The following is a 19,043-nucleotide window of genomic DNA, read 5'->3' on the forward strand; positions in this document are numbered from 1 at the left end:
CGTTTTCAAAAGTTATGTTATAATAGTCACATAGTATTGTTAGAAAATAGCCACATATTTTAAAAGGGGTGTATGTGAAACTGCAAATCTGAAAAAGAAAATAATATGACAGAATATTTATTTAATTGTAAATATTTTATTATTCTTAAATCTATCCGTTGATAATATCATTTATTAATAACATTTAAACGCTTTGAGTATGTTTCATCTATTTCAGATTCATGACAGAAAGGAAGTTTCTATGTATGAAAGATAATATGCGGCGAGACATTGGAACCTTTGCGCTGACGATGACTGGTATTGGTTCGATCATTGGTTCTGGATGGCTCTTCGGGGCGTGGAAGGCTGCAAAAATTGCCGGTCCTTCAGCTGTTTTCGCTTGGGCTATCGGAACAATCATTATTTTATTGATTGGTCTGACGTTTTCTGAATTAGGGGCCATGTTTCCTGAAGCAGGCGGCATGGTTCGCTACGGCCATTATACACATGGCTCTCTCGTAGGTTTTATCGCCGGCTGGGCAAACTGGATTGCCATTGTCTCGGTTATCCCAGTAGAAGCGGAAGCCTCTGCGCAATACTTAAGTTCCTGGAATTTTGATTGGGCTCATAAGCTATATAACGGAACAGAATTAACAACCCCTGGCCTTATGGTAGCTGCGGTTTTAGTTATTGTTTATTTTATACTTAACTATTTTACTGTGCAGCTTTTTGCCAGGGTTAATACAGCGATTACCGTATTTAAATTTATCATTCCTGCCCTTACAATTATTGGACTCATTTTTGCTTCTTTTCACGGCAGCAATTTTACGTCTCACGAAACAGGCGGATTTATCCCATTTGGATGGTCGGGCGTTTTTACGGCGGTTGCGACATCCGGTATTGTTTTTGCATTTAATGGGTTTCAAAGTCCGATTAATATGTCGGGCGAAGCGCGCAATCCAAAACGTTCAGTGCCGATTGCTGTTATTGGTTCCATTTTAATTGCAGGCGTTATTTATATCCTTTTGCAAATAACATTTATCGGTGCTGTCAAGCCGGATATGGTAGCTCATGGCTGGGGGCAAATTAATTTAAACTCGCCATTTGCTGACTTGGCGATGGCATGGGGATTAAACTGGCTGGTTCTTTTGCTTTTTGCAGATGCCTTTGTATCGCCTTCAGGAACCGGCATCACTTATACAGCCACAACGGCCCGGATGATTTACGGAATGGAAAAGAACGGCTATTTTCCAAAAGTTTTTGGAAGGGTTCATCCGAAATTAGGCATTCCTCGTCCGGCTATGTGGTTTAACCTCATTGTCTCATTCATATTCCTGTACTTGTTTAGAGGCTGGGGATCACTTTCAGAAGTCATTTCAGTGGCGACGGTTATCTCTTATTTAATTGGCCCGATTTCCGTTATTGTATTGCGGAGAGTAGGGAGCGATTTAGACAGGCCGTTAAGAATTAAAGGCATATACATTCTCGCTCCAATTGCTTTTATTGCCGGTTCAATGATGCTTTATTGGTCAAGGTGGCCGCTGACCGGCGAGGTTATCATCGTTATGCTGATAGGTTTGCCGATCTATTTTTACTATCAAGCTAAAGCGAAATTCAAAGGTTTTGCCAAACACTTAAAAGCAGGGCTTTGGGTTATTATATATCTGTTATGGATGATGTTCGTTTCCTTTATCGGCGGCAAAGAATTTGGCGGTTTAGGCTTGATCCCTGCCGGTTGGGATTATGCGGCCATCGCCGCTTCATCATTAATTTTCTTTTTCTGGGGAATTAAGAGCGGCTGGAAAACACCGGAAATTGAAGGGAAAGAGCAAGAAAAAGAAGAAAATCCGCAAACTGCATAATAGCCATGCTCCGCGAAAAACGCGGGGCATTTTTTTCTATCCATGGATCAGCCATTGGATAACGATTTTTAGATGTTTTTTAGAAGAATCACAGAGTCAGCAGAATGCTTAATCTAAGCGATGCATGTCATGAAAAAGCTGGGGTTCAGTTGCGGATCATACTTCATATGTAAAGTAAAACGGCACTCCGCTGAGCGATTTCAGCAGGATTATTTTTCTGATATAATAGATAGAAAATTCGGAAACATAATTGACTTAACACCATTTTTGCCTTAATATAATCCCAAAAGACTGGCTCGATGAGGAGGGGTTTCTTATAGCGCATATAATGAATGTGACGATTGGCCAATTGCTCGAAGAAACAGCGGATAGACAACCTGACCGCGATGCTGTTGTGTATCCTGATCGAGGTCTGCGTTATTCCTATAAGACGTTTAATCAGTTGTGCAGGGAAGCGGCAAGGGGCTTTATGAAACTGGGCATTAAGAAAGGCGAACATATGGCCATCTGGGCTTCAAACCGTCCGGAATGGGTGACAACTCAATTTGCAGCAGGCAAAATGGGTGCTGTACTCGTTACGGTGAATACAAGTTATCGTTTGACAGAACTTGAGTATCTTTTGAAGCAATCTGATTCAACAACACTGATTTTAATGGAAAATTATCGAGGAACGTCTTACATCGATATGCTTTACGAAATTGTACCGGAATTGAAGACATCAGAACCTGGGAAACTCCAATCTAAAAAGTTTCCTTTTCTAAAGAATGTTATCGTTCTAGGGGAAAGAGGCTATCCGGGCATGTACCAATGGTCCGATATTTTTAAATTGAAAGATGAGGTAAGCGAAGAGGAACTGGATAAACGAATACAATCGCTGGATCCGGATGATGTCATTAATATGCAGTATACATCAGGGACAACAGGTTTCCCAAAAGGTGTTATGCTGAGCCATAACAATTTAGTGAATAACGCCGCAAATATTGCGGCGTGCATGAAGCTTACTTCAAGTGACCGGATGTGCATACCAGTGCCGTTTTTCCATTGTTTTGGATCAGTGCTTGGGACATTGACTTGTGTAACCGCTGGAGCAGCAATGGTTCCGATTCAGGAGTTCGATGTTAAACAAGTTTTGAGAGCGGTGCAGGATGAAAGGTGTACAGCATTGCACGGTGTACCGACCATGTTTATTGCAGAATTGAATGACCCTGATTTTGACAAATACGATTTGTCGTCATTGCGTACGGGCATTATGGCAGGCTCCACTTGTCCAATCGAGGTTATGAAAGCGGTGGCAGAAAAGATGTGCGCCAGAGAAATGACCATTGTGTATGGACAGACTGAATCATCTCCGGGGATTACGCAAACAAGGACTGACGACCCGCTTGAAATAAGGGTATCCACTGTGGGACGGGCATTGCCGAATGTAGAAGTAAAAATTGTTCAGCCGGGAACAAATAAAGCAGTTCATAATGGTGCTCGAGGAGAGTTGTGCACCCGCGGTTACCATGTGATGAAAGGGTATTATAAGGACCCCGAGGCAACAGCCGAAGCGATAGATGAGGATGGCTGGCTTCATACTGGAGACCTTGCTGTCATGGATGAAAATGGCTACTGTAAAATTGTCGGCAGACTCAAAGACATGATTATTCGCGGGGGAGAAAATATTTATCCAAGAGAGATTGAGGAGTTTCTTTACCAGCACCCGAAAGTTCTTGATGCACAGGTTGTCGGTGTACCGGATGAAAAATACGGAGAACAAGTGATGGCTTGGATTAAACTGAAACCGGGGCAAACAGCTTCAGCCGAAGAAATTCGTGACTTCTGCCTTGGGAGGATTGCTTCTTTTAAAGTGCCGCGCTATATCGAGTTTTGTGAAGAATATCCAATGACAGCATCTGGGAAAATCCAAAAATACAAGCTTCGCGAATTTGGGAGAAAGCTTCTAAATCGTTAAACCGAAAATCTTTTGAAATAGAAAATCGTTTGAGAGAAGATGGCTTTATATGTGAAACTGCTGCTATAGCGGCAGGTTTCTTAATATAAAAAATGTGTAACCCTTTCTATTTTTCTTGTGAAGAAGGTTACACATTACCGAAAGATATTAACTTTCTTATACACCAAATCATCCTTTCAGAATTAAGCGATATGCGGATATTTAACACCTTTGAATTCTACATTAACCAAGGATGACTTTTCTTTCTCATATTTTTTGCTTAATTGCTGTGCTTTATCAAAAGCTTCGAACATATGCTTAGACTCAATGACTTCATTCCATCTGTCTGGATGGTCACTATCTGTTTCAAATAAAAACACATACTGTTTCATTTATATCACCTCCTAAAAAGCCTATATTATATTAAGGATCTCAAAAATTAATGTCAGCCTGTTGTTACCCATTATACTTAGCTGTGATACTTGTGTAAACCCTTTCAAAAAAATATCCTTGACAAATTTGTTAACACGTGAAAAACGCCCTGCGTTTCCTTCGGTTCAAAAAATCAGGCTTGTATATATAAAAAAGGTACTGTTGATTTTTCACAGTACCCTTCTTTATATTTAAAATCTGCCGGAACGGAAAATAGAGAATAGCAGCCAAACAAACATAAGTATAGCTATAATGACCCCTATGCCGATCACAGGGATATTGGATAAAAAAGTGTTGCCAAAAGTTGAGGCAATAATTAAGCCCACAATAACAATGCTGAAAGCGAGAAGGGTGATGCTGAAAGATATTCTATTGCCGATCCGGTCGAGCCTTAACAGCAATTTATCAATTTGGGGCAAATTCATTTCAAGATGGGTTTGTCCTTTGTTTATCTTTGTCAGCGTGTGCCTAAGCTGTTTCGGCAACTGAAAAATGATCGATGCAAGTTCTGTGATCTCAACCCACTTTGCAGGAAAATTTTTGACTGGATTAATTCGATTTAACAACAGTTTTTTTCCATAAGGTTCTGCAAGATGAATCAAGCTCAGCTCTGAATCGAGATCGGTAATAAATCCTTCGATGGTCATTAACGCCTTGCCAAGCATGGTATAGTCCTTCGGGATGGTAATCCGATTTCTTTGCGTTGTATTAAAAAGATCTGCAATGGCATCGCCGATATTAATTTGACTCATCGGAATATCGTAATACTTGTCTTTTAATGTATCTATGTCGCTTTTCAGCTTGCTTTCGTCGATATCATGCGGCATATTGGCCATTCTTTGAACGGTATGTAAAAGCATATCAGTGTCTTTGCTCATTAATCCAATAATAAGCGAAGCGAAATTTTCTTTCATTTCGCTGCTTAAAACACCAATCTGACCGAAGTCGATGTAAGCTATTTTGTTTCCCGGCAAGAAAAATATGTTACCGGGATGCGGATCGCCGTGATAAACCCCTTTAATTAAAACTTGGTCTAAAAAAGAGTTGACGAGCCGTTCGGCAAGAAGCTTTTTATTAAATTCATCGGATGGCAATTCCTTCAGTTCAATAAATTTTTTTCCTTCGATATATTGGGATGTTAATACTTTCTTTGTTGAGTAGTCCCAATAGATTGAAGGAATAATGACATCATCGTTATTTTCGAACATCTGTCTGAACTTCTCAGTGTTTCTTGCTTCTTGTGAATAGTCCATTTCGTTTCTGATGGCAACGGCAAGCTCGTCGACAATTTCCCTTAGCTGATAATGCTTAGCCCATGCGTAACGGTTCTCGATCAGACGGGCCAAGTCTCTTAAAATTTCAACATCAATGTTCACCTGATCTTCAATATTAGGACGGCGAACTTTAACAACAACACTTTCGCCAGTTCTTAATGTCGCTCTGTGTGCTTGTCCTATTGAAGCAGCAGCGAGACATTCTTCTTCAAAGGTTTCGAAAAGGTCTTCGCATGGCGCGCCGAGTTCTTCGCTGATAATTTGCTTAATGACAGAACTGTTGACAGGTCTGACAGCATCTTGGAGTTTCTCCAGTTCCTTTGTCAGCGAGGCAGGTATCATGTCCCTCCGAATGCTTAGCAATTGTCCGAATTTAATAAAGGTCGGTCCGAGTTCTTCCATAGAATGCCTTAACCGTTTGCCAAGCGGTTTGGCATTGCCTTTATTTAAATCAGATTCTATTCTTTTCGGAAGGGACAATAAATGAAACAGCCCTACTTCTTTAACGAGATATCCGAACCCATTTTTAACGAGAACCGTTGTAATTTCCCGATACCGGTTCATGTGCCGCATTCTCTTTTTGATCATGATTCTCACCAACGCATTTCATGCTTACTTATTGTTTTTTTCAATCACTTCATCGAGCTTTTTCTCCAATGATTCAATCCGGGAATGCAAATCATTAACATGGTCAACTGTGACAAAACCAATTTGTTTTAATGTGGATATGAATTCTTTGCGAAATTGTTCATTCCATTCATTTTGCTTGCCTTTTCCTTTCTCTTGAAGCTCTCTTAAAATGCCTTTTGCTTCAGAAGGGGCGATTTCCTTCTTTTCCACAAGATCATTGATATATTTTTCAACTCTTTCTTTGCTTGCAACCGCAGCGCCTAATCCAAGGAAAAAGCCTTTTTTCAATAATTCATTCATTAGTCTCATCCTTTCTAAGTGCTTTTAGTTATCTATATACCCAAATTTGATAAGTATCTATCATACATTTTTTGTAAGGTAAATAAAAAGTGACCGATAATAAATTTTATTTGCGCATGTTATTGGTTATTTAAACAGTATTATATCAGTCATTAGTTAAACGCGAATGATGCCAAAAGTACTAAAAATTTATTTTATCCTTAAGAATGCCTTTTTATTCATATAAGAACTTCTTTTAATTTTTTATGAAATGGAATTGAAATTATTCTAATGCTAATTTAATGTAATGTTACGGACCGAATAAGGAATAAAAAACCGAATTTATCAAGTAAAGGAAGAGTGAAAGGAGCAATGTTTTGAAAGCATTCATTCTAATCTTCGTCATAATCATTGAGGCATTTCTTGTAATTGTTCCTGAATATGTTAGAAGTAAAACTGGAATGAAAGTCAAACATAAGAAAACGTGGCTTTTCTTAGTATCTGTATTAGCTTTAGCTATAGGAGTAATGCTGGCTGCTTGTATTTCGTAAAAAAAGGTCATGTTTCTTTTCGAAAAAGCGAAGTGAACTTTTGGTTATAGTTAAGGATTTTGAAAATATATTTACTATAAATGTTTTTTTACGTCACGGACCTTTTTTGGGAAAGAAGGAATGACTTATGGTAGCGCGACCGCCTATGTTGAGGCCAGGTGATACCATTGGCATTGTTACGCTTGGCAGTCCATTGGATGATAACATCATTAATGCGCGAATCAACACATTAAAAAACTTAGGATTTAATGTGGTATTAGGGCGATACGTATATGCCAAAAATGGATTTCTCTCTGGTACAGATCAACAACGTGCTCATGATCTGATGAGTATGTTTGAGAATAAACAGGTTAAAATGATCTTGCCTTCCAGAGGCGGAGAAGGAGTTGCCGGCATTCTTCCTTATTTAGATTTATATTTCATCTCGCAAAACCCAAAAATTGTAACAGGGTACAGCGATATCACCGTATTGCTCAATGTCCTGTACCAATATGCCAATCTGATCACCTTTCAGAGTCTTCTTCTTATTGATTTCAAGGAAAATACGCCTCGGTTTAATTACGATCAGTTTTTTGCTGCGGTATCTACATTGAATTACAGACAAATAAAAAATCCGCCGGGTGTTCCGCTAATCAGCAAGGTTCCCGGGAATGTTACGGGACCGATTGTCGGCGGAAACCTTACTTCATTTGTTGATACATTAGGCACACCTTTTGAGATTGATACAAGAGGCAAAATTTTATTAATAGAAGAAACGCATGAACCGGCAAATAAAGTCTACAGGCTTCTTAATCATTTGAAACTCGCCGGAAAGTTTGATGATTGCATTGGCATTATTATGGGGGAATGCACAGGGTGTCTGACTTCTTATGGGAAAACGTACGAGGATGTCATTGATGAGTTTATTGTTCCTCTTGGCAAACCGCTGATGACCAACCTTGCTACCGCGCATGGTTTTTATAAGACAGCTGTTCCCATAGGGGCTGCAGTAAACTTGAATACAATAAATAATACTATTACTGTCCTTGAACCTACTGTTCAATAATAAGGGTCAGTTCTGTCCGCGAGGCGGAGGAACTGACCCTTGTTATATTGATGAATATAACTGCAACAGCTATTGAAAGGCTCTTTAGCTTATAATTTGGTGCGCAGATCCCAAAGTTCAGGGAAAAATCGCTGATCAAGCACTTTTTTAAGATAATGAACGCCCGATGAACCGCCGGTGCCCATCTTATAGCCGATAATTCGTTCCACTGTTTTCATATGACGGAAGCGCCACTGTTGAAACCAGTCTTCTATATCGACGAGTTTTTCTGCAAGCTCATATAGATCCCAGTATTCTTCTACGTTGTGATAAACTTCAAGCCAAGCTGCTTCCACAGTCGGATCGGCCTGATACGGTTCGCTAAAGTCTCTGTGCAGAAGGTTCGGGTTAATCGCAAAGCCTGCGTTTGCGAGGGTTTGGATAGCGGCATCATATAGGCCGGGCTCATGCAAAGCTTTTTCTAAGCTTTGATGCAATTCCGGGTCTTTTTTATAAATATTAAGGACATGCGGCGTTTTATAACCGAGGGCAAATTCAATCATTCTATATTGATATGATTGAAATCCAGAAGCTTGTCCAAGCTTATCTCGAAACTGTATATACTCAGAGGGCGTCAATGTAGACAAGACATCCCAAGCCTTAATGATTTGCGATTGGATTTTTGAGACTCGGGCCAGCATTTTAAAAGCAGCCGAGAGATCATCCTTTTGAATGGATTTAATTGACGCATTGAGTTCATGAAGGATTAATTTCATCCATAGTTCACTGACTTGATGAATGATGATAAAGAGCATTTCATCATGATGCCCGGATAATCGCTTTTGGCTAGATAATAGGCTGTCTAAATGAAGGTACTCGCCATAGGTCATATGGTTCGTGAAATCCGTATGAATGCCTTTTTCAGTCACTATTTGATCATAGTCTTGACAGCTGTTTTTCTCCATCGTTATTCTCCTTTTTGCAGCGGTTTAATCACAGCGCGAACCGGACTCCCATCTGCTTCTGCAAGCGGCAGGGGCAGTGCGATAAGTTCGTAGTCGCCTGGCTTTACGTGATCAAGCACAATGTTTTCTAAGATGTGAACCCTATGATTGAATAGGGAGATATGCGCAGCCATATCTTTGCTGTCGAGGGGATCCACCGACGGCACATCAACACCGATTAATTGGATGCCTTTGTCTTTAAGAAACGGGCCGATATCTTCTCTTAAATAAGTGATTTTATTTGGAAAAACATAAGGGTTAGACGGTGCGGTCCGTACAAGCAAACGGCTGGCTCCATCTAAGTCATAGTTTGCCAGTTCTTTGGCTCCAATACTTTCAAATTGTGATGCATCAATGATTCGGGCCGGACCAGTGTAAATGTTAATATCCAGGTCAATGACTTTCCGGCCTTCATTATCAAAATGAAACGGCGCATCAATATGGGTGCCTGTATGCAGGCTCATTGTTATTTTCCCGATATTGACTGACCCTGTCTGTTCTTTTGTAAAGGCTGTTTCATAGGTGAAAGGCGTGTCATGAGGCCATGTTGCAATGTCATTATTTAAAGGCTGCGAAATATCGATCCACGCCATGATGTGCCCCCTCCTTAAGCGACAACGTCTCTGTTGTTTTCAAACTTTTTGTATTGGCCTTCTATCATGATTTTTTTCAGTATTTGCACGGTGTTCCAGATCTCCTGAAAAGTATTATAGAGGGGGACAGGTGCAAGTCGAATGCCGTTCGGCGCACGAAAGTCAGGGATGACGTTATTTTCTTTTAATGCTTTGCAAATGCGTGCTGCTTCCTGATGTTCTAAATATATATGACCTGTGCGCTTGTCATCCTCAATCGGATTTGCAATCGTAAATCCCATATCCTTCAATTCATGGGAAATAAGATCCATCATATATTGAGTCATTTTAAGAGACTTTTGACGGAGCCGCTCGAGGCCTGCTTCCTTAAAAATTTCCAAAGAACCGATTAAAGGCGCAAGACTGAGTATATGCGGGGTCCCCATTTGATAGGCGCCGGCATCTTCAGCCGGGGTTAGGTGATGTTCCATATCAAATTGTTTATCTTTATGAGAACTAAACCAGCCTGTTAGTCCGGGCGTACGGTGAAAATGCTTCTTATTGACATAGAGTCCGGCAACGCTGCCGGGGCCGCCGTTTAAATATTTATAATTGCACCAAAAAGCAAAATCGACATCCCATTCATTGACATAATGAGGAATTGAGCCGATTGAATGGCAAAGGTCAAACCCGATTAAAATTCCTCGCTGATGAGCTTCTTCAGCCAGCCGTTTCATATCAAGAATTTGTCCGCTCCGGTATAAGACGCTGGGCAGCACAATAAGCGCAATATCTTCTGTCATTGCTGAAATGATATCTTCTTCATTTAAAGTGCGCCCGTCACGGCTTTTAACTTGGATAAGATATTCATCAGGGTCATAGCCTTTTAGCTTCAATTGGCTTTGCAGAGCGTAAATATCGGTAGGGAAGGTTAATTCGTCAGCAAGAATTTTTGTTTTGGTTCCTTTAGGTTCGTAAAAGGTTGCAACGAGCTGATGAAGATTAACGGTTGTGGAACCGCTTACAAATACTTCGCCGGCATCAGCGCCTATAAACGGAGCGATTAAATCACCTAACCGTTCAGATAAATAAAACCAAGGATATTTGCCCTTTGTCCAGCCGTCAATGCCATATTGTTTCCATGAATCAAGGATGTTCAGCAAAGAGGTTTCAGCGCGTTTTGACAGAAGACCCAAGGAGTTGCCGTCCAAGTAGATTGTATCTTCTTTTACATAGAATTCATCGCGGAATGAGGCTAATTCATCTTCTTTATCCAATTGCTGTGCATATTGATAAGCTGGATCAAATGCATAAAGGCCCATTAAATCAATCCTTTCTTTTAGGAGTCTGGCATGGCTGATTGTGGATGCTGTGGATATTGTTGATAACTTTTCAGACTATACTTATTTTCGTAAACCATACAAATGAAGCAGTAAAGAGAACAATGGTGAATGAAATAATGTATTTTTGATACAAAATATTCTCTCAATTCAATATACTACGAACATGACACGGCGTCAATGACATCATGTCATTGACGCCGTGTCATGATTTATCTAGAATAATCAGAAAATGATTCGGAAAAGGTGAAGAATATGAAAAAAGAAATGAACCGGCTGTCATCAAGAAAATTGCGGTCCATTGAAACAAAGCATAGACTGCTGAACGCAGGTCGTGATATATTTATCAAATACGGATTCCAAAAGGCAACAATATCACAAATGATTAAACAGGCGCAAACAGGATATGGCACAGCGTATGTCCATTTTAAAAATAAAGATGATATTTTAATTGTATTAATGGAAGATGTAATGAATAAATTTTATGACATTGCCGAACTGCCATTTGAGCCAAAAACAAAGCAAGAAGCGTACGATTTGATTAAAAATCAAGTGCGTTTATTCCTAAAGATGGCCAGAAATGAACAATCGATGATGCAGGTGATTGAAGAAGCGATCAGAGTTTCCGCTGATGTCTATCACAAATGGCGATCCATTCGTGAGCGGTTTATACAGCGGATTGCCCAAGACATTGCCTGCTCTCAAAAAAACGGACTGGCCAGAACAGATGTAGATAGAGACCTGGTTGCCAGAGGATGGTTTTTTGCAAATGAAATGTATTTGTGGGAGATCGTTAGAAATGAAAACACCTCTTCAATAGAGGACGTTGTTCATAACCTTACTGAGATATACACAAGCGGACTGTATGCCGGATCTGACTCTGAAAACTGTGTATAATGTGGATAATATAGATGTTGTGGATAATGTTGATATTGTGGATAACTTTATAGGCCCTGGATAAGGAGGAGATATACATGAAGCAGCAAAGAGAGCAATGGTCATCGAAATTAGGCTTCCTTATGGCAGCGGCAGGTTCAGCCATTGGCTTAGGCGCAATCTGGAAATTCCCCTATGTTGTCGGAACAAGCGGCGGCGGAGCCTTTTTTGTCATCTTTTTATTATTCACGCTTTTTATCGGCTTGCCGATGCTTTTGGCTGAATTTATCATCGGGAGAGGATCGCAAAAAGATGCAATAAATGCTTATCGCACATTTGCACCGGGCACGCGCTGGGACTTGATCGGTATTATGGGGGTTATATCCAGTTGTGTTCTTCTTGCTTTTTACAGCGTAGTCGGCGGATGGATTATTATTTATTTTGTTGAAGCAGTCAGCGGGCGCTTATCTGGATTGGACAAGGGCGCCTATAATCAGCTGTTTAACCAATTAATTGCCAATCCAACGGTTGCTGTTGCCGCACAGCTTGTATTTATGCTCATTACAATTGTGATTGTTGCAAAAGGTGTCCAAAAAGGGATTGAACGGGCCAGTCAAATCATGATGCCGGCGCTATTTATTGCCTTTATGATTTTGATTGTTCGTTCTTTGACCTTAAGCGGTGTCGGAGAAGGCCTTAAATTTTTTCTTTATCCTGACTTTTCCAGCCTTTCTTCTAAGGCTATTTTATATGCGCTGGGGCAATCATTCTTTGCGTTAAGCGTTGGTTTTTCGGTTATGGTCACGTATAGTTCGTATTTATCGAAAAAGGAAAATTTGCCGAAGTCGGCAGCCATCATTGTGACCATGAACCTTTTTATTTCGATTTTAGCTGGTTTGGCCATTTTCCCGGCAGTCTTTTCCTTTGGCTTTAAGCCTGAAGCCGGTCCAGGGCTGTTGTTTGTCGTTTTGCCTGCAGTATTTGATAAGATGCCGTTTGGTATGGTTTTCCTTGTCCTATTTTTATTGTTGTTTTTGTTTGCAACCTTTACTTCTGCGTTTTCTATGTTGGAAATTATTGTTGCCGCGATTACACAAGGGAATAAGGCAAAAAGGAAAAAAGCCACTTGGATAACAGGCATCATTATTTTCTTGATCGGTATTCCATCTGCACTATCATCCGGCGTACTCAGCGATTTTAAGATATTTGGCAAAACAGCCTTTGATTTATCCGATTATCTGTGTTCCAATATTTTGCTGCCGCTCGGTGCTTTGGCCATTTCTATTTTTGTCCCTATGAAAATTTCCAGAGAGAAATTATGGGAAGAGTTTAGCGCCGGAATGACCGGAGGCAGACGGTTATTTGCCCTTTGGTTTTTATTAATCAAATACATTGTGCCGGTTGCTATTATTATCGTTTTTCTTGATGTTATAGGCGTCTTTAAGCTTTTGGGTTTTAAAAATTAACTTTAGAAGGTGAACATCTGTTAGGGTTCCTAATATATGTTCGCCTTTTTCGTCTATTAACCTTGCTGCATTGATATTAATTGAAATAGTATAATAAATTTGATTAGCATGAGGGATGGATATGGTGAAAAATGACACTTATACATTCAATGCGGATACCGATTGACCATTTCTTTTGGGGCATCGGTTTATCCTTCTTGACGCCGCTATTTCTTTGTTAAGAATCCATTTTTCTTGTATACTGTTTCACGAGGTGACAGACATGAAGTGGGTTTATTTATTTTTGGCTGCATTGTTTACTTCTATTATGCTGCTGAGCGGGTGCAGCCAAACTGCTGAAAAACATCATGGAGATTCTAAAACACATCATATCAGCAACAACATTCTTGATGAGATGGAAGGCCCTCCAAAGAACGGACATACTTTGGCAAGGCATGTGGGCAAATCAGACCATGAACTGGAAGCACGGATTCGGAAGGACCATATCTCAGCTGCCAGCACTTACTATGATAAAGAAACGGCAACAAAAGCCGTCCAAGAGGCTCTGCGCATTCATGATAAAAAAATCAATAACTGGCTTAATCACTCCAACAGAAATCGTCTTGTTCTAAAAACTCATCATTCTTTTGCGGTAGGCAAAGCAGTGCTCAGGTCAGATATGGAAGTTCATCCTCAATTGCATGATACAATAACAGTCTTGCAAAAAGATCCTTCCGGCAAGCTTGGCTACAAAATCATCACTTCTTATCCAACCGTAAAGGCGGGGAGATAGATGTATCCGGAATTCCAATATTTTTTAGAAGCGTATTGTATACAGAGCTTAGACACTGATGAGGTATGGGATGTCATCGAGCCATTTAAGCATAACGAAAATCCAGAGGTGCAAAAGTCGCTGCTGGCTGAATTGCAAAACATTTTGAATAATAGAGATTTGGCAGCGGCGGGAAAGATGATCCAAGAATATGGATTTAGACAGTTTTCAGATGAGGAAATCAAAGCCTGGTTAAACCATATGATCAAACAGCTGGAAGAAGAAGGGGAACAATAAAATCATTCAAAGCCCTTTTCTTGTTATGAAAAACGGCCCTTGACTCGATCGTTAAAGGCCTATATATGTACTATTTAATATTAGAAAGGCAGATCAGTTTAGTTCTGCCTTTCTTTTTTTATTTCGGGGATACCATTTGTCCAGCCGTTCGTATGTACGCTGGAAGATCAACTAGCTGATCCGTCAGCAAAATAACTATTATTTTATAAAGCGAATGGTCAAAGGATACCGGTATACTTTTCCTTCACTGGCTTGTACTGTAGCGATAATCACAAATATAAACCATACGATACAGACGGCCAAAAGCAGTAAAAAACCAATGAGAATCAGGCAAAGGATGGCGCTGATAATAAAATAAATCATAATGGAGATTTGGAAGTTAACGGCTTCTTTTCCGTTCTCATCGGCTAACTCGGATTGTTTCCGGAATATCAGCCATAATACCAGCGGACCAATAAGATTGCCAAAAGGAATCCCGATAAAAATAGAAAAAGACGATATATGTGTAAAAATCGCAGCGGTTGTTTCATTTCTCACTAACATTCACCTCCCTCGCTCGAGCCCTCTTAACATTGTACGAAAAGCGGGGACAAGATTCCAACTATATCATATTCATCTAGGGGGCGGTATATTAGAGAAATATTTTTTTTAACAAAGAACTCTCTCCATATTAAGAGGAGCCAATATATTAGTCTATTAACGAAGGTTGTATAAATGATTTAAACGAAGGAAATGAATGGAAAGGATAATAAGAAAGGCCGGTTAATTGAAAAATAATAGCGATAATTGATAATTAGAGATTAACCGTAATAACCCGTTTATATCTCTGTTTTACAATAATCCTCAAACCAATAACTGCAATAAGAACCAATATTGGTTACTAATGGTGGTTGAATATCTAATATAAAGCGGAATTTTATTCTTGACAAAAAAACAAGGTTGTATAATAATAAATATCGAATTAGAATTATTATAAATAAATAATTATGATTTATTGCTAATTGTTATTTACCTTTAATAGATTTAATAATTCTAATAAAAAACAGACTACACTAGGAGGAATTTCACTATGTCTCTTATTGGAAAAGAAGTTAAACCATTCAAAGCGCAAGCTTATCATAATGGCGAGTTTATTCAGGTGACCGAAGAAGATCTAAAAGGAAAATGGAGTGTCGTTTGTTTTTATCCGGCGGACTTTTCCTTCGTTTGCCCTACTGAACTTGAAGATCTTCAAAATCAATATGCAACTTTAAAAGAACTTGGGGTTGAAGTATATTCTGTTTCAACGGATACCCATTTTACGCATAAAGCATGGCACGATCATTCAGAAGCGATCAACAAAATCGAATACATTATGGTCGGCGATCCTTCGCAGCAAATCTGCCGCAACTTCGATGTACTTAACGAAGAAGAAGGCCTTGCGGATCGCGGGACTTTCATCATTGATCCGGACGGCATCGTTCAAGCTGTTGAAATCAATGCGGACGGTATTGGGCGTGATGCAAGCATTCTTGTTAATAAGATTAAGGCAGCGCAATATGTTCGCAACAATCCAGGCGAAGTTTGCCCAGCAAAATGGCAAGAGGGAACGACAACACTTAAGCCAAGCCTTGATCTTGTAGGAAAGATATAGGAGGAACGGTTAATGAAGCTGGAAGCAGATATAAAAGCACAATTAGAGCAATATCTTCAGCTGATGGAAGACGATGTACTGCTCAAAGTGAGTGCAGGTTCTGATCAAGTCTCCCGCGACATGTTAGCTCTCGTTGATGAATTAACAACGATGTCATCTAAAATTAAGGCAGAGCAAACATCATTGAAAAGAACGCCAAGCTTTAGTGTTAACCGTATTGGTGAAGATACCGGGGTCACTTTTGCCGGCGTCCCATTGGGTCATGAATTTTCTTCGCTTGTATTAGCTCTGTTACAGGTGAGCGGAAGGCCCCCAAAAGTCGAGCAGAATGTTATTGAGCAAGTGAAAAATATTAAAGGCGAGTATCATTTTGAAACTTATGTCAGCCTAAGCTGCCATAATTGTCCTGAAGTCGTGCAGGCTCTTAACTTAATGAGTATTCTTAACCCTGGGATTACTCATACAATGATTGACGGTGCCGCGTACAAGGAAGAAGCGGAAGGCAAAAACGTTATGGCGGTTCCAAGTGTTTTCCTTAACGGTGACTGGTTTGGGAGCGGCAGAATGACACTTGACGAAATTCTTGCCAAAATGGGCAATGGCCCTGATGCATCAGATCTTGCTGATAAGGACCCGTTTGATGTGCTGGTTGTCGGCGGCGGCCCTGCCGGTGCAAGCGCGGCGATCTATGCAGCCCGTAAAGGTATTCGTACAGGCATTGTGGCTGAGCGCTTTGGCGGTCAAATCATGGACACGGTGGGCATCGAGAACTTTATCAGCGTCAAGTACACCGAAGGGCCTAAGCTCGCAGCAAGCCTCGAAGAACATGTTAAAGAATATGACATTGATGTGATGAACTTACAGCGGGCTAAGCGTTTAGAAAAGAAAGACCTTATCGAAATTGAACTCGAAAATGGCGCTGTTTTAAAAAGCAAAAGCGTCATCCTTTCGACAGGTGCCCGCTGGCGTCATGTTGGCGTACCTGGAGAAGCCGAGTTCAAAAACAAAGGTGTTGCCTATTGTCCTCATTGTGACGGTCCATTGTTCGAAGGCAAAGACGTAGCCGTAATTGGCGGCGGCAATTCCGGCATTGAAGCGGCAATAGACCTTGCAGGCATTGTGAAACATGTCACAGTTCTTGAATATATGTCAGAGCTGAAAGCCGATTCTGTCCTTCAGGAACGTCTATACAGTCTGCCTAATGTAACGGTCATAAAGAATGCTCAAACGAAAGAAATTACCGGTACTGACAAAGTAAACGGCATCACCTACATTGACCGCAATACAGGAGAAGAACAACATATTGAATTGTCGGGAGTGTTTGTCCAGATCGGTCTCATGCCAAATACGGATTGGCTGGATGGAGCAGTTGAACGTACGCGAACCGGTGAGATTATCGTGGATAAACATGGAGCCACAAGCATACCGGGAGTGTTTGCTGCGGGAGACTGCACCGATAATCCGTATAAACAAATTATTATCTCAATGGGCTCAGGCGCGAATGCAGCTCTAGGTGCATTCGATTACCTCATTCGCAATTAATATACGAATATGATTTTCGAAAGCCGCTTTACAGTCTAAAAGTAAAGCGGCTTTCTTTTTAACCTGGGGAGCGGGAGTTGGTTTGCGGGTGCTAAGAATCATCAATTTTTTAAGTATAATAGCCTATTCATCGGTTAACAAAGCATCTTTCAATCTTTGTATCCCTTCCTCTATTTCTTTTTCGGATAAATTTCCGTAACCTAAAATAATTTTGTTTTTATGTACACCTTTCTGGATAGTATGGAGTTCAACAGGATAAATTTTTATTTTATGCTGATCTATTTTTTGTAACATCTGTTCAGAAAAAATGACATTATCAAAACTGGCAATTAAATGAAGTCCTGTTGAATCGCCAAATATTTTAACCTTATTTCTAAATTCAAAATTTAAGCTTTGTTTTAAAGCTTCACGACGTTTCTTATATATTTTTTTCATTTTGCTTATATGGTGTTCTAGGCAACGCTCCTCAATAAAATGTGCAAGTGTAAGTTGTTCCAAAGAAGTGGTATGAAGATCCGTAAACCATTTTAAATTTTTGCACTTCTCTACAAGAGATGGAGGAAGTACTAAATATCCGAGACGAAGTGCTGGTGATAAGATCTTACTGAATGTACCGATATAAATAACTCTTGAAGGATCTAACCCCTGAAGTGAACTAATTGGTGATCCTTTATACCGGAATTCACTATCATAATCATCCTCTACGATATAACAATTTGATTGACGGGCAAACTGTATTAATTGAATTCGCCGTTGAATCGGTAAAGTACCTCCGATTGGGAATTGATGAGATGGAGTAACAAAAACAAAGCTTGGTTTTTTATCGTGGGGTATCAGTTCTGTTCTCATCCCATTATGATCAACTGGAATGGGGTAAAGTAAGCTGCCAGGTGATGAAAAAATAGTTTGGATTTCCTGAGTAATAGGATCCTCAATAATTACTTCATCTCCAGGTGACAATAATAATTTTGCTATAAGGGAAAGGCCTTGTGTTGCTCCGGAAGTAATTACAATTTGGTCAGGATGACAATGAACGCCTCTTGTTCTTCTAAGATACCGTGAAAGGACATGCCTTAATTCTAATTTCCCTTCAGGTGAATCATAACCAAATGTAGAGTGATTGGTATTTATACAAACCTTTTTGGCGATATTCCCCCAAATGTTCCGCGGAAAAAGTTCCAAAGCAGGTATACCTGAACGGAAATCAATCATACCATTAGATTTTTCTTCAATATTTACTTTTTCTATTGAAAATAAATTTTCTTGACTAGGGTCTTGTCTTAAGTATGTACCCTCGGCAACATAGGTTCCGGAACCTTGCCGCCCTTCTATATATCCTTCCGCAAACAGCTGTTCATAGGCTTCAATTATAACATTCCTCGAAACTTCCAACTCAGCAGCAAATTCACGCGTTGGTGGAAGGCGTTCACCGGCCTTTAACTCGCCGCGTAGGATACGCTGTCTCATTTGTTCGTAAACTTGTCTTATTAAAGGAATATCAAGTGATCTATCAACAGTAATCCAAACCATTTTATTCCTCCAAATTAAATTGGTACTAAAAAAGTTTATTTAAATTGGTACTACTGAACATCATTTTA

At 40.0% G+C, this 19,043-nt stretch carries 17 protein-coding genes; 9 read left to right on the forward strand and 8 right to left on the reverse strand.

Annotated features, from left to right (window positions below; genetic code table 11):
* Positions 1–245 precede the first annotated feature (245 nt).
* Both JOD45_RS03700 and JOD45_RS03705 read left to right on the forward strand, forming a co-directional pair.
* Entirely contained in the window at positions 246–1,841 is a 1,596-nt protein-coding gene (locus JOD45_RS03700; RefSeq protein WP_205002521.1) for an APC family permease, read from the forward strand.
* 325 nt (positions 1,842–2,166) lie between these two features.
* Positions 2,167–3,795: an AMP-binding protein gene (locus JOD45_RS03705; RefSeq protein WP_205002640.1), complete on the forward strand. Its 1,629-nt coding sequence runs from the start codon at positions 2,167–2,169 to the stop codon at positions 3,793–3,795.
* A 182-nt stretch (positions 3,796–3,977) separates the two neighbouring features.
* Here the strand turns inward: JOD45_RS03705 and JOD45_RS03710 are convergent, their stop codons facing one another.
* The 3 genes from JOD45_RS03710 to JOD45_RS03720 form a co-directional block, all read right to left on the reverse strand.
* Positions 3,978–4,166, reverse strand: coding sequence for a hypothetical protein (locus JOD45_RS03710; protein ID WP_205002522.1), 189 nt, complete (start codon positions 4,164–4,166; stop codon positions 3,978–3,980).
* A 231-nt stretch (positions 4,167–4,397) separates the two neighbouring features.
* A complete protein-coding gene (locus tag JOD45_RS03715) occupies positions 4,398–6,044 on the reverse strand; it encodes an ABC1 kinase family protein (protein WP_239549059.1) in 1,647 nt (548 codons plus the stop codon).
* Positions 6,045–6,092: 48 nt separating this feature from the next.
* Positions 6,093–6,410, reverse strand: coding sequence for a phasin family protein (locus JOD45_RS03720; RefSeq protein WP_205002524.1), 318 nt, complete (start codon positions 6,408–6,410; stop codon positions 6,093–6,095).
* Positions 6,411–7,067: 657 nt separating this feature from the next.
* Between JOD45_RS03720 and JOD45_RS03725 the strand changes: the two genes are divergently transcribed.
* A complete protein-coding gene (locus JOD45_RS03725; RefSeq protein ID WP_205002525.1) occupies positions 7,068–7,985 on the forward strand; it encodes a S66 peptidase family protein in 918 nt (305 codons plus the stop codon).
* Between the two features lie 89 nt (positions 7,986–8,074).
* Here the strand turns inward: JOD45_RS03725 and kynA are convergent, their stop codons facing one another.
* From kynA to kynU, 3 genes are read right to left on the reverse strand one after another with little or no spacing between them, the layout of a single operon-like run.
* Complete coding sequence (gene kynA, locus JOD45_RS03730; protein WP_205002526.1) at positions 8,075–8,929, reverse strand: tryptophan 2,3-dioxygenase; 855 nt, start codon at positions 8,927–8,929, stop codon at positions 8,075–8,077.
* A 2-nt stretch (positions 8,930–8,931) separates the two neighbouring features.
* Entirely contained in the window at positions 8,932–9,561 is a 630-nt protein-coding gene (kynB, locus tag JOD45_RS03735) for an arylformamidase (RefSeq protein ID WP_205002527.1), read from the reverse strand.
* Between the two features lie 14 nt (positions 9,562–9,575).
* Positions 9,576–10,862, reverse strand: coding sequence for a kynureninase (gene kynU / locus JOD45_RS03740; RefSeq protein ID WP_205002528.1), 1,287 nt, complete (start codon positions 10,860–10,862; stop codon positions 9,576–9,578).
* Positions 10,863–11,135: 273 nt separating this feature from the next.
* Here kynU and JOD45_RS03745 point away from each other — a divergent pair, with 273 nt between their 5' ends.
* From JOD45_RS03745 to JOD45_RS03760, 4 genes are all read left to right on the forward strand, one after another.
* Positions 11,136–11,777 carry a TetR/AcrR family transcriptional regulator gene (locus tag JOD45_RS03745; RefSeq protein ID WP_205002529.1) on the forward strand — a complete coding sequence of 214 codons (642 nt, stop codon included), beginning with the start codon at positions 11,136–11,138 and terminating at the stop codon, positions 11,775–11,777.
* Between the two features lie 77 nt (positions 11,778–11,854).
* Positions 11,855–13,222: a sodium-dependent transporter gene (locus JOD45_RS03750; protein ID WP_205002530.1), complete on the forward strand. Its 1,368-nt coding sequence runs from the start codon at positions 11,855–11,857 to the stop codon at positions 13,220–13,222.
* Positions 13,223–13,484: 262 nt separating this feature from the next.
* Positions 13,485–13,994 carry an RNase A-like domain-containing lipoprotein gene (locus tag JOD45_RS03755; RefSeq protein ID WP_205002531.1) on the forward strand — a complete coding sequence of 170 codons (510 nt, stop codon included), beginning with the start codon at positions 13,485–13,487 and terminating at the stop codon, positions 13,992–13,994.
* The gene (locus tag JOD45_RS03760) at positions 13,995–14,270 is read left to right on the forward strand and encodes a hypothetical protein (protein ID WP_205002532.1); all 276 of its coding nucleotides are present in this window, start codon (positions 13,995–13,997) and stop codon (positions 14,268–14,270) included.
* A 198-nt stretch (positions 14,271–14,468) separates the two neighbouring features.
* Here the strand turns inward: JOD45_RS03760 and JOD45_RS03765 are convergent, their stop codons facing one another.
* Positions 14,469–14,807, reverse strand: coding sequence for a DUF4870 domain-containing protein (locus JOD45_RS03765; RefSeq protein WP_338056020.1), 339 nt, complete (start codon positions 14,805–14,807; stop codon positions 14,469–14,471).
* Between the two features lie 532 nt (positions 14,808–15,339).
* On the opposite strand from JOD45_RS03765, the gene ahpC reads away from it, so the two are divergent.
* Both ahpC and ahpF read left to right on the forward strand, forming a co-directional pair.
* The gene (gene ahpC, locus JOD45_RS03770) at positions 15,340–15,903 is read left to right on the forward strand and encodes an alkyl hydroperoxide reductase subunit C (RefSeq protein ID WP_205002534.1); all 564 of its coding nucleotides are present in this window, start codon (positions 15,340–15,342) and stop codon (positions 15,901–15,903) included.
* 12 nt (positions 15,904–15,915) lie between these two features.
* Positions 15,916–17,445: an alkyl hydroperoxide reductase subunit F gene (gene ahpF / locus JOD45_RS03775; protein ID WP_205002535.1), complete on the forward strand. Its 1,530-nt coding sequence runs from the start codon at positions 15,916–15,918 to the stop codon at positions 17,443–17,445.
* A 123-nt stretch (positions 17,446–17,568) separates the two neighbouring features.
* On the opposite strand, the gene pdxR is transcribed toward ahpF, so the two are convergent.
* Positions 17,569–18,975, reverse strand: coding sequence for a MocR-like pyridoxine biosynthesis transcription factor PdxR (pdxR, locus tag JOD45_RS03780; RefSeq protein ID WP_205002536.1), 1,407 nt, complete (start codon positions 18,973–18,975; stop codon positions 17,569–17,571).
* Between the last annotated feature and the right edge of the window lie 68 nt (positions 18,976–19,043).

Source organism: Scopulibacillus daqui, from assembly GCF_016908855.1.
Classification (GTDB): Bacteria; Bacillota; Bacilli; order Bacillales; family Sporolactobacillaceae; genus Scopulibacillus_A; species Scopulibacillus_A daqui.

Coding starts and splice junctions, on each gene's coding strand:
- JOD45_RS03700 (WP_205002521.1), top strand. CDS start 246: ATGAAAGATAATATGCGGCGAGACATTGGAACCTTTGCGCTGACGATG.
- JOD45_RS03710 (WP_205002522.1), bottom strand. CDS start 4,166: ATGAAACAGTATGTGTTTTTATTTGAAACAGATAGTGACCATCCAGAC.
- JOD45_RS03715 (WP_239549059.1), bottom strand. CDS start 6,044: ATGAACCGGTATCGGGAAATTACAACGGTTCTCGTTAAAAATGGGTTC.
- JOD45_RS03720 (WP_205002524.1), bottom strand. CDS start 6,410: ATGAATGAATTATTGAAAAAAGGCTTTTTCCTTGGATTAGGCGCTGCG.
- JOD45_RS03725 (WP_205002525.1), top strand. CDS start 7,068: ATGGTAGCGCGACCGCCTATGTTGAGGCCAGGTGATACCATTGGCATT.
- kynA (WP_205002526.1), bottom strand. CDS start 8,929: ATGGAGAAAAACAGCTGTCAAGACTATGATCAAATAGTGACTGAAAAA.
- kynB (WP_205002527.1), bottom strand. CDS start 9,561: ATGGCGTGGATCGATATTTCGCAGCCTTTAAATAATGACATTGCAACA.
- kynU (WP_205002528.1), bottom strand. CDS start 10,862: ATGGGCCTTTATGCATTTGATCCAGCTTATCAATATGCACAGCAATTG.
- JOD45_RS03745 (WP_205002529.1), top strand. CDS start 11,136: ATGAAAAAAGAAATGAACCGGCTGTCATCAAGAAAATTGCGGTCCATT.
- JOD45_RS03750 (WP_205002530.1), top strand. CDS start 11,855: ATGAAGCAGCAAAGAGAGCAATGGTCATCGAAATTAGGCTTCCTTATG.
- JOD45_RS03755 (WP_205002531.1), top strand. CDS start 13,485: ATGAAGTGGGTTTATTTATTTTTGGCTGCATTGTTTACTTCTATTATG.
- JOD45_RS03760 (WP_205002532.1), top strand. CDS start 13,995: ATGTATCCGGAATTCCAATATTTTTTAGAAGCGTATTGTATACAGAGC.
- ahpC (WP_205002534.1), top strand. CDS start 15,340: ATGTCTCTTATTGGAAAAGAAGTTAAACCATTCAAAGCGCAAGCTTAT.
- ahpF (WP_205002535.1), top strand. CDS start 15,916: ATGAAGCTGGAAGCAGATATAAAAGCACAATTAGAGCAATATCTTCAG.
- pdxR (WP_205002536.1), bottom strand. CDS start 18,975: ATGGTTTGGATTACTGTTGATAGATCACTTGATATTCCTTTAATAAGA.